This is a genomic window from Pseudomonas brassicacearum, assembly GCF_918698105.1.
GTDB lineage: Bacteria > Pseudomonadota > Gammaproteobacteria > Pseudomonadales > Pseudomonadaceae > Aquipseudomonas > Aquipseudomonas brassicacearum_F.
The window spans coordinates 1-15,828 of sequence record NZ_CAKKMI010000025.1 but is presented as its reverse complement, the minus strand read 5'-3'; the positions used below and the strand labels follow the sequence as shown (position 1 = coordinate 15,828).

Sequence of the window (15,828 nt, the reverse complement as noted above, 5' to 3'; positions counted from 1 at the left end):
CCACAGGATGACACCAGAGACATCGTGTACAAACATCAAGATTTATCTGGAACAATCCATCTGTTTTTTGAGAACATTCCATGCCCTGTCGTGACTGTACTGCTTTAGTCGGTCGCGGAACGACGCAATTAGTCTAATTTTCACAACCGCAACTGATCATGTAGTATTCCGCAGCGAGCACTACATAGCGTTCTACCGATGTCTGCCAAGGCCCAGTCGCATCCCTGAAAAGCCCCGTCAGCAAGGCTTATCACCCAGCCGCCAGCGATGGCATGTACTGGTTCCGGGGTTTGTGGTTTAAATGTCCCGAGGCTTCATTGTTAAAATCGAAGAGCTGAAAAGCGAAATAGCTGAGCAGAGTGAGGCAAGCAATGACTGAACACGTTCAAGTCGGTGGCCTGCAGGTCGCCAAAGTCCTGTTCGACTTCGTGAATAACGAAGCCATTCCCGGAACCGGCCTCACCGCCGAAGCGTTCTGGGCCGGTGCCGACAAGGTCATCCACGACCTGGCGCCGAAGAACAAAGCCCTACTCGCCAAACGCGATGATTTCCAGGCGCGGATCGATGCCTGGCACCAGGCCCGTGTCGGCCAGGCCCACGACGCCGTGGCTTACAAAGCCTTCCTGCAAGACATTGGATACCTGCTGCCAGAAGCGGCGGATTTCCAGGCTACGACCCAAAACGTCGATGACGAAATCGCCCGCATGGCCGGCCCGCAGCTGGTGGTGCCGGTGATGAACGCCCGCTTCGCCCTCAATGCATCGAACGCCCGCTGGGGTTCGCTGTATGACGCGCTGTACGGCACCGATGCCATCAGCGAAGCCGATGGCGCGGAAAAAGGCAAAGGCTACAACAAGGTCCGCGGCGACAAGGTCATCGCCTTCGCCCGTGCCTTCCTCGACGAAGCTGCGCCCCTGGCGGCCGGCTCCCATGTCGATTCCACCGCGTACAAGATCGTCGACGGCAAACTGGTGGTCGCCCTCAAGGGCGGCAGCAACAGCGGCCTGCGTGACGATGCCCAATTGATCGGCTTCCAGGGCGATGCCTCGGCACCGACCACTGTGCTGTTGAAACACAACGGCCTGCACTTCGAAATCCAGATCGATGCCAGCACCCCGGTCGGCCAGACTGACGCGGCCGGCGTCAAAGACATCCTGATGGAAGCCGCACTGACCACCATCATGGACTGCGAAGACTCGGTCGCCGCCGTCGATGCCGATGACAAAGTGGTGATCTACCGCAACTGGCTCGGCCTGATGAAAGGCGACCTGGCTGAAGAAGTCGCCAAAGGCGGCCAGACGTTCACCCGCACCATGAACCCCGACCGTGTCTACACCGCCGTCGACGGTTCGAGCGTGACCCTGCACGGCCGCTCGCTGTTGTTCGTGCGTAACGTCGGCCACCTGATGACCATCGACGCGATCCTCGACAAGCACGGCAACGAAGTGCCGGAAGGCATTCTCGACGGCCTGATCACCAGCCTCGCGGCGATCCACAGCCTCAACGGCAACACCAGCCGTCGCAACAGCCGCACCGGCTCGGTGTACATCGTCAAGCCGAAAATGCACGGCCCGGAGGAAGCCGCGTTCACCAACGAGCTGTTCGGTCGCGTCGAGGACGTGCTGAACCTGCCGCGCAACACCCTCAAGGTCGGGATCATGGACGAGGAGCGCCGTACCACGGTCAACCTCAAGGCCTGCATCAAGGCCGCCAGCGAGCGCGTGGTGTTCATCAATACCGGCTTCCTCGACCGCACGGGCGACGAAATCCACACCTCCATGGAGGCCGGCCCGATGGTGCGCAAGGCCGACATGAAAGCCGAGAAGTGGATCGGCGCCTATGAAAACTGGAACGTCGACATCGGCTTGAGCACTGGCCTGCAAGGCCGTGCGCAAATCGGCAAGGGCATGTGGGCGATGCCGGACCTGATGGCGGCGATGCTCGAACAGAAAATCGCCCATCCAATGGCCGGCGCCAACACCGCATGGGTGCCTTCGCCGACCGCCGCTGCCCTGCACGCACTGCATTACCACAAAGTCGATGTGTTCGCCCGCCAGGCCGAACTGGCCAAGCGCGCACGTGCCTCGGTGGACGACATCCTGACCATCCCGCTGGCCGTCAACCCGAACTGGACACCGGAGCAGATCAAGAACGAACTGGACAACAATGCCCAGGGCATCCTTGGCTACGTGGTGCGCTGGATCGACCAGGGCGTGGGTTGCTCCAAGGTGCCGGACATCAACGACATCGGCCTGATGGAAGACCGTGCGACGCTGCGTATCTCCAGCCAGCACATCGCCAACTGGCTGCGCCATGGCATCGTCACCCAAGACCAGGTGATGGAAAGCCTCAAGCGCATGGCGCCGGTGGTCGACCGCCAGAACGCCAGCGACCCGCTGTACCGTCCGCTGGCACCGGACTTCGACGGCAACATCGCCTTCCAGGCGGCGGTCGAGCTGGTGATCGAAGGCACGAAGCAGCCTAACGGCTACACCGAGCCGGTGCTGCACCGTCGTCGTCGCGAGTTCAAGGCTGCCAATGGGTTGTGATTGAGCGGTAGTGATGCAACGAGAAAGGCCCTGGTCGAAAGATCAGGGCTTTTTTTTGCAACACCTGACTGCTTTTGTGGCGAGGGAGCTTGCTCCCGCTCGGTTGCGCAGCGACCGCAATACAGGTCAATGAGATTCCGAGGTCTGGAAAAGGGTCCGCTTCGCAGCCCAGCGGGAGCAAGCTCCCTCGCCACAAAAGCGATCTCGCCATGGTTTCGTTCCTGGAGGAAGACGATGGACTAGAGATCCATCCCCAACTCATGCTTGACCAACCCCAACAGCTTGTCGGTATCGATCGGCTTGAGCAGAAAGTCCACCACGCTCAGGTGCATGGCTTCGATGGCGTCCTTCACGTCGGCATCGCCCGACACGATGATGATCGGCAGCGCCGCCCGCGGCGACTCGCGCACCAGCCGAATCAGTTCCAGGCCATCGACATTGCCCATGCGCAGGTCGGTGATCAGCAGGCCGATCGCCGGCTTGGTTTCCAGCATCTTGAGTGCCGTTTCGCCACTGGCGGCGGTCATGCAGTGGATCCCGTCCAATGCCAGGATCTCCGATAGCAGCTCACGAGCGTCCTTGTCGTCATCGACGATCAACACGCGCTGCGGCGGCAGGTCGGGTTCCAGCATGACGGCACTCAGCGCCTCGCGCTCGGCGTCACTCAAAATATCGTGGTCGGACATGGTGCTCTCTACGTTCTTTAATTCGATCCCCTGGCACAGTGGTCAGACATCGTTCTGCGGCGCTTCAATGTGCACTTCGTCGGATTTTTTTCCAAGAAGATTTAGTGAAGACTTTTCTGATGTCTTGCGTAGGATTTTTCCGTAAGCCCGCCCCCTAGGCAGCGACCTAGACTTACGTCCAATGGGCACCCCGCGCTGAGGGGCCGACCATGGGACAGCTCCGACCACAACAATTCAAAAAAAGACTGCGCAATGGTTATGAAAAAAGCGGACGCCTTCATCCAGGCAGGGAAAACCGCGGTGTTGCAAAACATCCAGGGAACACTGCAGTTTCTCCAGCGCTTCCCCCCGTTCAACCAGATGGAGAACGCCCACCTGGCCTATCTGGTGGAGCAATGCCTGCTGCGTTTTTACGCGCCGGGCGAAACCATCATCAAACCGGCCGACGGCCCGGTGGAGCACTTCTACATCGTCAAGCAAGGCCGGGTGGTGGGCGAACGTCCGCATACCGCCAAGGGTGGTACCGAGACCACCTTCGAAATCACCACCGGCGAATGTTTCCCCCTCGCCGCGCTGCTGGGCGAACGGGCCACGCGCACCGAACACCGGGCCGGCGAAGACACGTTCTGCCTGCAATTGAACAAACAGGCCTTCATCAAGCTGTTCGCCTTGTCCGGCCCGTTTCGCGACTTCGCCCTGCGTGGGGTCAGCAGCCTGCTCGACCAGGTCAACCAGCAGGTCCAGCAGAAATCCGCGCAAACCCTGGGTACCCAATACTCCCTCAATACCCGGTTGGGCGAACTGGCGATGCGCCACCCGGTCAGCTGCAGCCCGGACACGCCGCTACGCGAAGCCGTGAAGCTGATGCACGACCAGCAGGTCGGCAGCATCGTGGTGGTGAATGAACAGAAAGCCCCGGTGGGGATTTTCACCTTGCGCGACCTGCGGCAGGTGGTGGCCGATGGGTCTGGGGATTTTTCCCAAGCCATCGTCGGACACATGACTCAGGCACCGTTTTTCCTCTCGCCGGACCACAGCGCCTTCGACGCCGCCATCGCCATGACCGAACGGCATATCGCCCATGTCTGCCTGGTCAAGGACTATCGCCTGTGTGGCGTGGTGTCGGAGCGCGATCTGTTTTCCTTGCAGCGCGTCGACCTGGTGCACCTGGCCCGGACCATTCGCAACGCGCCCAAGGTGGAGAACCTGGTGGCCCTGCGCGGCGAGATCGGCCAACTGGTGGAGCGCATGCTGGCCCACGGCGCGTCGTCGACCCAGATCACCCACATCATCACCCTGCTCAACGACCACACCGTGTGCCGGGTCATCGAACTGACCCTGGCCGACAAGGGCGACCCGGGGGTGCCGTTCAGTTGGCTGTGCTTCGGCAGTGAAGGCCGGCGCGAACAAACCCTGCACACCGACCAGGACAACGGCATTTTGTTCGAGGCCCGGGACGCCGCCCATGCCGCACAGATTCGTGGCTTGCTGTTGCCCATCGCCCAGCAGATCAACCAGAGCCTGGCCTTGTGCGGCTTCACCTTGTGCAAGGGCAACATCATGGCCGGCAACCCTGAGCTGTGCCTGTCCCGTGCGGAGTGGGCGCGGCGCTTTTCGGCATTCATTCGCGAAGCAACCCCGGAAAACCTGCTGGGCTCGAGCATCTATTTCGACCTGCGGGTGGTCTGGGGTGATGAGCAAGGCTGCGAGCAATTGCGCCGGCAGATCCTCGATCAAGTGGCCGATAACCGTTTGTTCCAGCGCATGATGGCCGAAAACGCGCTGCGCCACCGCCCGCCCGTGGGCCGCTTCAGGGATTTCGTACTGAGTCGCAAGAACGGCGAAAAGGCCACTCTCGACCTGAAAGTGCAAGGCCTGACGCCCTTCGTCGACGGCGCGCGTCTGCTGGCGCTGGCCAATGGCATCGAAGCCATCAACACCTTGGAACGTCTGCGGCAACTGGTCGCCAAGCAAGTGATCGAACCCTTGGATGGCGCGGCTTATGAAGAGGCCTATCACTTCATCCAGCAGACCCGTATGCAGCAACACCAACTGCAAACCCGCGAGAACCTGCCCTACTCCAACCGTGTCGACCCCGACAGCCTCAACCATCTGGACCGACGCATCCTGCGCGAATCCCTGCGCCAGGCCCAACGCCTGCAAAGCAGCCTGACCGTGAGGTATCAGCTGTGAGCATTTTTTCCTGGTTGCGCCCAGCCCAGCCCATGTTGTCCGAAGACATGCAAAGGCGCCTGGAATGCCTGCCGACGGCTTCTGCCTTGGGTGAATGCGACCTGCGCGAACAACGCTGGGTGGTGCTGGACCTGGAAACCACCGGGTTGAACCTGAACAAGGACCAGGTGCTGTCCATCGGCGCGGTGGTCATCGAAGACGGCGCCATCGACTTCAGCCAGCAGTTCGAACGCACCTTGCAATGCGATAAGCAGAAACTCGGGCCGAGTGTGCTGATCCACGGCCTGGCGCCCAGCACCATTGCAGCCGGCAGCGACCCGGCCGAGGCGCTGCTGGCGTTCATGAAGTTCGTCGGCGACAGTCCGCTGCTGGCCTTTCACGCGCCGTTCGATTCCCACATGCTCGGGCGCGCCTTGAAAGACTACCTGGGCTATCGCCTGCAGCATTCGTTCCTCGACGTGGCGGAACTGGCCCCGATGCTTTGCCCCCAGGCCAACCTGCGCAAGTCGGGCCTGGACGATTGGATCGACTGGTTCAAGCTGCAAGTCTTCGACCGCCACAACGCCAGTGCCGACGCCCTGGCCACGGCGGAACTGGCGCTGATCCTGTTCAGCCGCGCCCGCCAGCAACAGATCCACAGCCCGCTTGACCTGCAACAACGCCTGAGCCAGTGGAAACGGCGACAGCAGGCGCCTTCGCTCTAAATCCTCTGCTCCAAAGATGCTCCCACATACCTATTTGGTCCACAGACTTATTGGGGCCCACAGCTCGGGTCCCGACCAGCGCCAATTGCTTTCCCGCCCCCGCCCCTGCCACAATCGCGAACAATTCTCGTTACTTAAAACGTCGGTGATGCTTCGTGTCGTCAGTCCCAAGCCCCCACAGTGATTTGGTTGGTGCGTTGTACCGTGACCATCGCGCTTGGCTATTGGCCTGGCTGCGACGCAACGTGGCGTGTTCGCAACGGGCCGAGGACCTGAGCCAGGACACTTTTGTGCGCTTGCTGGGTCGCGAGGAACTGAAGGCGCCCCGCGAGCCGCGAGCGTTTCTGGTGGCCATCGCCAAGGGCCTGTTGTTCGATTATTTCCGTCGGGCGGCATTGGAGCAGGCCTACCTCACCGAACTGATGCTGATCCCCGAGGCCGAGCAGCCCTCGGTGGAAGAACAGCAAATCATCCTCGAAGACCTCAGGGCTATCGATCGCCTACTCGGCAAACTGTCGAGCAAGGCCCGCGCAGCCTTCCTCTATAACCGCCTCGACGGCCTCGGCCACGCCGAAATCGCCGTGCGCCTGGGGGTTTCGGTGCCGCGCGTGCGCCAGTACCTTGCCCAAGGCATCCGCCAGTGCTACATCGCACTTTATGGTGAGCCGACATGAGCCAGGCCCCTGCCAAACCGGTCTCGGCCAGCGTGCTGGATGCCGCCATTGCCTGGCAGTTGTCCCTGGACTCGAGCAGCGCCAAGGAGCGTGAAGCCTTCGCCCAATGGCATGCCGCCGACGAAGAACATGCACGAGCCTGGCTGCAGCTGGGCATGCTTGACCAGCGCTTCAGTGTGGCCACCGGACCGGCACGTGCCGCGTTGCTGCAATCACGAGTAAGCATTCGCCGGCGGATACGCAAGGTCGGCAGCGGCCTGGCCAGCGTTGTCGCGGTCATCGGCCTGGCGTTGTTTGCCGGCGATCGTTACCTGCCGCTGGATTACTGGCTGGCCGATCAGCGCACCGCGACAGGCGAACAGCGCACCTTGCGCCTGGCCGACGGCACGCTGATCAACCTCAACACCCACAGTGCCCTGGACGTGCGTTTCGATGACAAGCAGCGCCGCATCGTCCTGCGGGAAGGCGAGATCCTGGTGGAAACCGGCCACGACGACCCGCGTCCGTTCATCGTCGAGACCCGCGAAGGCAGCCTGCACGCCTTGGGCACACGCTTCCTGGTCAAGCGTGAAGACGAAGGTACGCGCCTGAGCGTGTTGAAATCCGCCGTGGCGGCGCATCCGCAGACCACGGACAAGGAACAGATCCTGCGCGAAGGCCAACAAGTGCTGATGCGCCGCGACGGCCTCGGGCCGACCCTTGCCTTGACCCCCGGCGCCGATGCCTGGACCCGCGGCATGCTGGTGGTGGACAACGCGCGCCTAGAGGATCTGGTCCACGAACTGGGGCGTTACCGGCATGGCTACTTGGGCGTCGCGCCACAAGTGGCAGACCTGCGCATCACTGGCAGTTTCCCGTTGCACGACACCGACCTGGCCTTGACCGCCCTGCTGCCGACCTTGCCGGTGCAGGTCGAGCATCACACGCGGTGGTGGGTGGTGGTGGGGCCACGGGTTGAAGCCAAACCCTAAATGGCTTTGTGTCAGTGATGGCCTCATCGCGAGCAAGCTCGCTCCCACAGGACTTCGCATTCCCATGTGGGAGCGAGCTTGCTCGCGATGAGGCCATTCGCTTCACCACAAAGCCACCACCCGCAAAACGAATCTAAATTATTTTCATCCAGCCCTATCACTTTTCAATTTTCATCCGGCACCCAGGCAATTGAGAAATATTTCCATTCAGGAGCCGCCGTATGTCCCGCCCGCTAGACACCCTGTTGCGCCCCAGCCTGTTGGCCATCGCCATTGCCTTCGCCGCGCCCTTAGCCAGCGGCCCGCTATTGGCCGCCGAACAGGCCTCGAGCGTGCGCACCTACAGCCTGCCCGCCGCACCACTGGCCAGCACCTTGAACCAGATCGCCAGCCAGGCCGGCCTCGCCCTGAGCCTGAATCCGTCCCTGGCCTCGGGCAAGACCTCGGCCCCAGTCCAGGGCCAGTTCGATGCCACGGGCGCATTGCGCGAAGCCTTGCGCGGCACCGGCCTGCAACTGGAACAAAGCAGCGCCGGCACCTACAGCCTGGTGGCTGTGCCTGAAGGCGTCATGGCCTTGCCGGAAACCAGTGTGATCGGGGCCGGCCTCAGCGAAACCGCGTGGGGCCCGACCGAGGGCTACGTCGCCACCCGCACCGCTGCCGGGACCAAGACGGATACGCCGATTGTCGAACTGCCGCGCTCAGTCTCGGTGGTCACCCGCCAACAGATGGAAGACCGTTCGGTCCTCAACCTCAATGACGCCCTGCGCTACACCGCTGGCGTACAGAGCAGCGGCTACGGTTCGGATTCGCGCAACGACTGGCTGCTGGTTCGCGGTTTCATTCCGACCCAGTTTCTCGACGGCCTGCCGCTGCCCAAGGGCAACTACATCACCCCGAAAATCGAGCCCTGGAACCTGGAGCGCATCGCCGTGCTGCGTGGCCCGGCGTCTTCGGTCTACGGCCAGACGCCTCCGGGCGGCATGCTGGACATGGTCAGCCGTCGCCCACAGGCCGAGAGCAGCAATGAAGTCGAGCTGCAGGCCGGCAGCTACGAACACAAGCAGATCAACTTCGACAGCACTGGCAAAGTCGATGACGAAGGCCAGTTCCTCTATCGGGTCAGCGGCACCGTGCGCGACAGCAACGCCCAGGTCGATCACATCCCGGACAAGCGCTACAACCTCGCGCCAAGCCTGACCTGGAACATCAACGACGACACTCGCCTGACCTTCCTGTCCCAATACACCCGAGACGACACCGGCATCACCGGGCAATTCTTGCCCCTGCAAGGCACCAAGCTCTCCTCGCCAGCGGGCAAGATTTCCCACCACAAGAACCTCGGCGACCCGGACTGGGAATTCTACGACCGTACCTACTACGCCCTCGGTTATGCGTTTGAACATCGCCTGAACGACACCTGGCAGTTCCGTCAGAACCTGCGCTACACCAAGAGCGACCTGGAGACCCAAGGCATTTCCGCTGGCGGCCAATTCTGGCCAGACGGCCCCGACCAATCGGTGGACGCCAACGGCAACGTCAAGCGCAGCGCCAGCGTCATTGACGAAGACATCAGCCAGTTCGCCGTGGACAACAACTTCCAGGCCGATTTCCAAACCGGCGCCCTCAGCCACACCCTGCTGCTGGGCCTGGATCATCAGCGCTCCAATAGCAATTCGCGTTGGGATTGGGGCTCGACCGGCGTGCCGACCAGCAACATCCACAACCCGATCTATGGACAGGATTTCTCCAATGTCCAGTACTTCACCATGTACGACTACAACCAGAAAACCAACCAGACCGGCCTGTACGTCCAGGACCAGATCGCCCTGGACCACTGGCGCCTGACCCTCGGTGGTCGTGAAGACTGGATTCACACCGGCACCGAATTCCACAACCAGAACAACGTCACCAACACCCAGCGCGACAAGAAATTCAGCGGCAACGCGGCGTTGAGCTACGTCTTCGATAACGGTGTGACGCCCTACATTTCCTTCGCCCAGTCGTTCCAGGCGGCAGCAGGTTCAACCGTCAACAGCACCGAAGCGTTCAAGCCGACAGAAGGCGAACAGTACGAAGCCGGTATCAAGTATCAACCGCCCGGCACCAAGACCTTGCTGACCGCCGCGGTGTTCGACCTGACCCAGAAAAACAACTCCGTGACCGAAAACAACGTCACCCGCCAAGTGGGTGAAGTCCAGGTGCGTGGCCTGGAACTGGAAGCCTCGGGGGATGTGACCGACAACCTCAAGCTGATTGGCTCCTACACCTACAACGACAGCGAAATCACCAAGGGCACCGCAGCGGAAAAAGGCAAGCGCATGGCCCAGGTGCCGCGCAACCAGGCCACTGCCTGGGCGGACTACACCTGGCATAACGGCCCGCTGGATGGCTTTGGTGTCGGCGCCGGTGTGCGTTATGTCGGCGACACCTACGGCAACACCACCAACACCGACTGGGGCCATGTCGGGTCCTACACCGTGTACGACGCCTCGGCCCATTACGACCTGGGTCGTTTGAACAAGACCCTCAAGGGCGTCACCGTGGCGGTGGATGCGAAGAACCTCTTGAACAAGGACTACCTGTCCACCTGTGATGGCTTCTACTGCTACTACGGCGACCAACGCAATGTCGTCGCCAGCGTGAATTACAAATGGTAAACGGTTAGCATTTGCAAAACCTTTTGAGGGCACCGGCAACTGAGATCGGTCAGTCAGATGAAATCCCTGTGGGAGCGAGCTTGCTCGCGAAGACGGCGTAACAGTCGACATTGATGTTGTCTGGCACACCGCTTTCGCGAGCAAGCTCGCTCCCACAGGTTTTCGCGGCATGACTGACGGGCCTCAGGCATCGTGACCCTTTTGCATTCGGATCGCTCATGAAAAGCAAAACCATTCGCCGCTGGTCCTTCGTCCACACCTGGACCAGCCTGATCTGCACGGTGTTCTTGCTGATGCTGGCGATCACCGGGCTGCCGTTGATCTTCCATCATGAAATCGAACATCTTTTGGGCGACGCTCCGCAGCTTCGGGAAATGCCGGCCGACACGCCGCCGCTGGACCTGCAACAACTGGTGGAAAAAGCCAAGGCTCACCGCCCGGGTGAGGTGGTCCAGTATTTTGGCTGGGACGATGACGAGCCCAACGGCGTCATCACCATCATGGCGCCGACACCGGGCACCGAACCCAACTCGTCCCACACCTTCATGCTCGACGGGCGTACCGGCGAGGCCCTGGAAATGCCCTCGGCCAATGGCGGTTTCATGATGGTCATGCTGCGCCTGCACGTGGACCTGTTCGCCGGGCTGCCGGGCAAGTTGTTGCTGGCGTTCATGGGCCTGCTGTTCGTGATCGCCATCGTCTCCGGGGTGGTCCTGTACCTGCCGTTCATGCGCCGCTTGAAGTTCGCCACGGTGCGCCAGGACAAATCCACGCGACTGCGCTGGCTCGACCTGCACAACCTGATCGGCGTGGTCACACTGGTCTGGGCGCTGACCGTGGGCGTCACCGGCGTGATCGCCGCATGCGCCGACCTGATCATCGCCGCGTGGCGCAACGACAGCCTCAGCGCCATGGTCGAACCCTACCGCAACGCCCCGCCGCTGACGCAACTGGCACCGGCCACCCGCCTGCTGGACATCGCCAAGGACGTCGCGCCGGGCATGGAGCCGAGTTTCATTGCCTTCCCCGGCACGCTGTTCTCCAGCGAGCACCACTACAGCGTCTTCATGAAGGGCGACACCCACCTGACCTCGCACCTGCTCACGCCCGTGCTGATCGATGCCACCACCCTGGACGTCACCGCCGTCGCCGAACGGCCGTGGTACATGGACGTCATGAGCCTGTCCCTGCCGCTGCACTTCGGCGACTACGGTGGCCGACCGATGCAGATCTTCTGGGCGACCCTCGATGTATTGACCATCATCGTCCTCGGCAGCGGCGTTTACCTGTGGCTGGTGCGGCGCAAAGCGGCCAAGCGCACGACCGTTGGTGCGGAGGTCGCCTCGTGAGGCCTCGGCAGTCGAGTTTCTGGAAGGTGTTTGCTATTCCCCTGATGATTGGTGCGCTTAGCGCGGCGGGGTTGTTCAGCGCATTGCTGGGTGACGGCCTGTGGGACGCCGTCAGTTGGTTGGGGTTGGGCATACCCTCCGTGTTGGCGGTGTGGGGATTGGTCCCACGCCGCTGAGTCATCCGGGCGCTCACTTGCCAGAGTGAGCACCCTCTCTCCTCCTCATACGACAACCGCAGTACGCCAGGTTGTTTCACACCGCACAGCTCTTGACATATTTGTTGACAAATTAATTCTTGACCCTCTATAAGTGCGCATGTTGTACGACAACTTACAACACAGCATGCGACGCCAAATCCAAAAATAATTGATGGTGAAGTAATGAAAATCAAAGGCATCCGCTGGTGGATGGTTGGCCTGGTCACGGCCGGCCTGATGGTCAACTACCTGGCTCGCAATACCCTCTCGGTGGCCGCTCCCACCCTGATGAGCGAAATGAACATCTCCACCGAGCAGTATTCCCACATCGTCGTGGCCTGGCAGATCTGCTACGCGTTGATGCAACCGGTGGCCGGCTACATCATCGACGCCATCGGCACCAAAATGGGTTTCGCCATTTTCGCGTTCGCGTGGTCCATCGCCTGTGCCGCAGCGGCCATGGCATCGGGCTGGCAGGGCCTGGCATTTTTCCGCGGGTTGCTTGGCCTGACAGAAGCCGCCGGGCTGCCGGCTGCGGTAAAGACCTCTACCGAATGGTTCCCGGCCAAGGAACGCTCGGTGGCCATCGGCTGGTTCAACATCGGTTCCTCAATCGGCGCCGTGCTGGCTCCGCCGCTCGTGGTCTGGGCGATCCTGAACAGTGGCTGGGAGCTGGCGTTCCTGATCGTTGGCGGCCTGGGCGTGGCCTGGACGTTCCTCTGGATGATCTTTTACAAGCATCCGCGCGACCAGAAGCTCCTGGGCGACACCGAACGTGATTACATCCTCAGCGGCCAGGAAGCTCACTTCCAAGACCCAACGCCGAAGAAAGGCAGCTGGAAGCGCATCATCGCCAGCCGCAACTTCTACGCCATCGCCAGCGCCCGGATCCTCTCCGAACCGGCCTGGCAAACGTTCAATGCCTGGATCCCGCTGTACCTGATGACCGAGCGGCACATGAACATCAAGGAGATCGCAATGTTCGCCTGGCTGCCGTTCCTGGCCGCCGACCTGGGTTGCGTGCTGGGCGGTTACCTGAGCCCGTTCTTCCATAAATACTGCAAGGTGTCGCTGTTTACTTCGCGCAAAATGGTCCTGCTGTTCGGTGCGTCCTGCATGATCGGCCCAGCCTGCATCGGCCTGGTCGCCAGCCCTTACACCGCTATCGCCCTGCTGTGCGTCGGCGGCTTTGCCCACCAGACCCTGTCCGGCGCGCTGTACGCCATCACGTCCGATTCGTTCGGCAAGAATGAAGTCGCCACCGCCACCGGCATGGGCGGGATGTTCGGTTACCTGGGCGCCGCCGCCTTCACGCTGCTGTTCGGCGTCATGGTGACCAAGATCGGCTACAGCCCGCTGTTCGTGCTGCTGGCAATCTTCGATGTCATCGCCGCATTCATCGTCTGGACTGTCGCCCGGGAACTCAAGCATCAACCGGCAACGCCGTCGTCCGAGCCGCAAGCACTGCAACCGGCCGTCTGAGGCACCTTGCGGCCGGGTCCCTTCGGCTCGGTCGCACGAACGCGCTATGCTGCGCAGCAAGCCCCACTGATCGAGACGTTGCCATGTCCACCCCCACCATGACGCTGTTCCATAACCCCGCTTCGCCCTTCGTTCGCAAGGTCCTGGTGCTGCTGCACGAAACCGGCCAGCAAGACCGCGTGGCGTTGCAGCTCAGCCAGCTCTCGCCGGTCAAGCCGGACCGGGCGCTGATCGATGACAACCCGTTGAGCAAGATCCCGGCCCTGCGCCTGGCCAACGGGACGGTGATCCATGACAGCCGCGTCATCCTCGACTACCTCGATCACCAGCACGTCGGCAACCCGCTGATCCCCCGGGACGGCGCGGCCCGCTGGCGGCGCCTGACCCTGGCCTCCCTGGCCGATGGGATCATGGATGCGGCGGTGATGATCCGCTACGAAACCGCGCTTCGCCCTGTGGAAAAACACTGGGACGAATGGCTCGATGCGCAACGGGACAAGATTCGCCGGGCCTTGGGCATGCTCGAAGCCGAAGCGATTGCCGAACTGACCTGCCACTTCGACGTGGCCTCCATCAGCGTAGCCTGCGCCCTGGGCTACCTCGACCTGCGCCATCCCGACCTGGAATGGCGCAAGGCCAACCAGCAATTGGCGGCGTGGTTTGCCGAAGTGAGCTTGCGGCCGTCGATGGTCGAGACGGTGCCCAGGGTCTAGCGCTGCGTTAGCTGTACCGGCCTCATCGCGGGCAAGCCTTGCTCCCACATGGACCACCACTCGACCTGTGGGAGCAGGTTGGCTCCCCCATAGACCCCCTCAACCTGTGGGAGCAAGGCTTGCCCGCGATGGCAGCGCACCGGATCCAAAGGAAACAACCCAGCAATCTGCATCACCAACACTTCGCGCACCCGCTGATCCTCCCGCAACCCCAGCGACCGGCTCATTTCACCTCTCCCAACTCGAAGCTCATGGCAGCGGCCGGCTTCGCCCCAACCCCATACCAATCCAGCTTGCGGGTCAGCACCATGAACACGCCCAGCAGGCCGAACAGCAACAGCGAGCCCATCAACAGCGCGTAGTCCTCGGCGCTCAACAGGCCGTAAAGCAAACCGTACAAACCCGCCAGCCCCGCCGAAAACCCCAGGCCGTGGCTGACGCTGCGCAGCACATGGCAGACATAGAAGCCGATCAGCAATACACAGGCGCTGGCCGACACCAGGTACGCCAGGGTGAAGCCGATGTGCTCCGACAGCGACAACAGCAGCAGGTAAAAGAATGCCAGCGCCACGCCCACCAAGGCATATTGGACCGGGTGCACCGCCAAGCTCTTGAGCACTTCGAAGAGGAAGAAGCCGGCGAAGGTCAGGGCGACAAACAGCAACGCATATTTGATCGCCCGATCGCTCTTGAGGTACTGGTCCACCGGGTCGATGAAGCTCACCCCAAAGGCGCGGCTACGGAACGCGTCACAGCCATCGCTCGGTTCGCAGGCTTGCAGTGTTTCCAGGAGGTTGGTGGAGAAAAACGACGTCTGCCAGTCGGCACTGAAACCCTGCTCATTGATCTCACGGTTGGTGGGCAAGTAGTTGCCGATAAAGCTGGGATGTGGCCAGTCGGCCGACAGGTGCACCTTGGTGGATTTGCCCACTGGCAGAATCTGGAACTCGCCAGTGCCTTGCAGGCGCAGGTCAAAACCGAAGGTCAACTCAGGACTGCCCTGGGCGGTGATCATCGGCAGCGGCACATGCACACCCTGCCCCAGCCAGCCGAGCCGCGAGCCGGGCAGGAAGTCGACGGTCTGTTGGTTCAGCGTCAGGGTCAGCGCATTCTCGATGCCGCGAATATCGCTGATACCGACGCTCAGGTACGGCTCATCAAAACGGTAGTCGGCAAAGTCCTTGGCGGCGACACCGTAGCGCTCAGGCACCTTGAAGCGGCCATCGATCCGGCTATCGGCGTGGAACATCCGCGCTTCGTAGATGCCCCGGGCACGGGTTTCGGTGCGGACCTGGCCGTCGAGCTCAAACTGCTCCGGCAAGAAATACAACTCGCCGGTTCGCTCGACGGTCTCCAGGAAACGCACACCGGTCTTCTCGTTGGTGTTCCAGACCTTCACGCTCTTGCGAAACGGCACCACGATCATCGGCCCGATCAGTTGCTGGCTGTAGCTGGAACTACGTGCGATGTCCTGCAGCACACCGTCGCGCAACTCCTGGCGCTCGTCGATGAGGCCGTTGATCATCAACAGCGGGATCATCAGCAAGAGAATCAAAAGGGCGATCATGCCCAGTTTTATGGCGAGGCTGCGGTTCATGTGGGGCTCTCCCTGTTCGAATGTGGGAGAGTCTGGGGTGGCTGTGTGAGGGG

The 15,828-nt window shown here is 61.7% G+C and carries 12 protein-coding genes; 10 read left to right on the top strand and 2 right to left on the bottom strand.

Annotated elements, in window-relative coordinates; translation table 11 throughout:
• The first annotated feature begins 371 nt into the window (after positions 1–371).
• Positions 372–2,549, top strand: coding sequence for a malate synthase G (locus tag LQ215_RS12250; protein WP_230150089.1), 2,178 nt, complete (start codon positions 372–374; stop codon positions 2,547–2,549).
• Positions 2,550–2,788: 239 nt separating this feature from the next.
• Here the strand turns inward: LQ215_RS12250 and LQ215_RS12245 are convergent, their stop codons facing one another.
• Positions 2,789–3,235 carry a response regulator gene (locus LQ215_RS12245; RefSeq protein WP_230150087.1) on the bottom strand — a complete coding sequence of 149 codons (447 nt, stop codon included), beginning with the start codon at positions 3,233–3,235 and terminating at the stop codon, positions 2,789–2,791.
• 252 nt (positions 3,236–3,487) lie between these two features.
• Between LQ215_RS12245 and LQ215_RS12240 the strand changes: the two genes are divergently transcribed.
• The 9 genes from LQ215_RS12240 to LQ215_RS12200 all read left to right on the top strand — a co-directional run bounded on the left by LQ215_RS12240 (position 3,488) and on the right by LQ215_RS12200 (position 14,178).
• Positions 3,488–5,428: a putative nucleotidyltransferase substrate binding domain-containing protein gene (locus tag LQ215_RS12240; protein ID WP_230150085.1), complete on the top strand. Its 1,941-nt coding sequence runs from the start codon at positions 3,488–3,490 to the stop codon at positions 5,426–5,428.
• Complete coding sequence (locus LQ215_RS12235; RefSeq protein ID WP_230150083.1) at positions 5,425–6,132, top strand: 3'-5' exonuclease; 708 nt, start codon at positions 5,425–5,427, stop codon at positions 6,130–6,132. The genes LQ215_RS12240 and LQ215_RS12235 overlap by 4 nt, the downstream gene beginning before the upstream one ends.
• A 155-nt stretch (positions 6,133–6,287) precedes the next feature.
• Positions 6,288–6,806, top strand: a complete 519-nt coding sequence (locus LQ215_RS12230) for an RNA polymerase sigma factor (protein ID WP_230150082.1) — start codon at positions 6,288–6,290, stop codon at positions 6,804–6,806.
• Positions 6,803–7,777 carry a FecR domain-containing protein gene (locus LQ215_RS12225; protein ID WP_230150079.1) on the top strand — a complete coding sequence of 325 codons (975 nt, stop codon included), beginning with the start codon at positions 6,803–6,805 and terminating at the stop codon, positions 7,775–7,777. The genes LQ215_RS12230 and LQ215_RS12225 overlap by 4 nt, the downstream gene beginning before the upstream one ends.
• A 221-nt stretch (positions 7,778–7,998) precedes the next feature.
• The gene (locus LQ215_RS12220) at positions 7,999–10,437 is read left to right on the top strand and encodes a TonB-dependent siderophore receptor (RefSeq protein WP_230150077.1); all 2,439 of its coding nucleotides are present in this window, start codon (positions 7,999–8,001) and stop codon (positions 10,435–10,437) included.
• A 218-nt stretch (positions 10,438–10,655) separates the two neighbouring features.
• The gene (locus tag LQ215_RS12215; protein WP_230150075.1) at positions 10,656–11,786 is read left to right on the top strand and encodes a PepSY-associated TM helix domain-containing protein; all 1,131 of its coding nucleotides are present in this window, start codon (positions 10,656–10,658) and stop codon (positions 11,784–11,786) included.
• Positions 11,783–11,962, top strand: a complete 180-nt coding sequence (locus LQ215_RS12210; protein ID WP_230150073.1) for a hypothetical protein — start codon at positions 11,783–11,785, stop codon at positions 11,960–11,962. The genes LQ215_RS12215 and LQ215_RS12210 overlap by 4 nt, the downstream gene beginning before the upstream one ends.
• 204 nt (positions 11,963–12,166) lie before the next feature.
• Positions 12,167–13,465, top strand: coding sequence for an MFS transporter (locus LQ215_RS12205; RefSeq protein WP_013694401.1), 1,299 nt, complete (start codon positions 12,167–12,169; stop codon positions 13,463–13,465).
• An 83-nt stretch (positions 13,466–13,548) separates the two neighbouring features.
• On the top strand, positions 13,549–14,178 hold the full coding sequence (locus LQ215_RS12200) for a glutathione S-transferase (RefSeq protein ID WP_230150072.1): 630 nt from the start codon (positions 13,549–13,551) through the stop codon (positions 14,176–14,178).
• A gap of 223 nt (positions 14,179–14,401) precedes the next feature.
• On the opposite strand, the gene creD is transcribed toward LQ215_RS12200, so the two are convergent.
• On the bottom strand, positions 14,402–15,775 hold the full coding sequence (creD, locus tag LQ215_RS12195) for a cell envelope integrity protein CreD (RefSeq protein WP_230150070.1): 1,374 nt from the start codon (positions 15,773–15,775) through the stop codon (positions 14,402–14,404).
• Between the last annotated feature and the right edge of the window lie 53 nt (positions 15,776–15,828).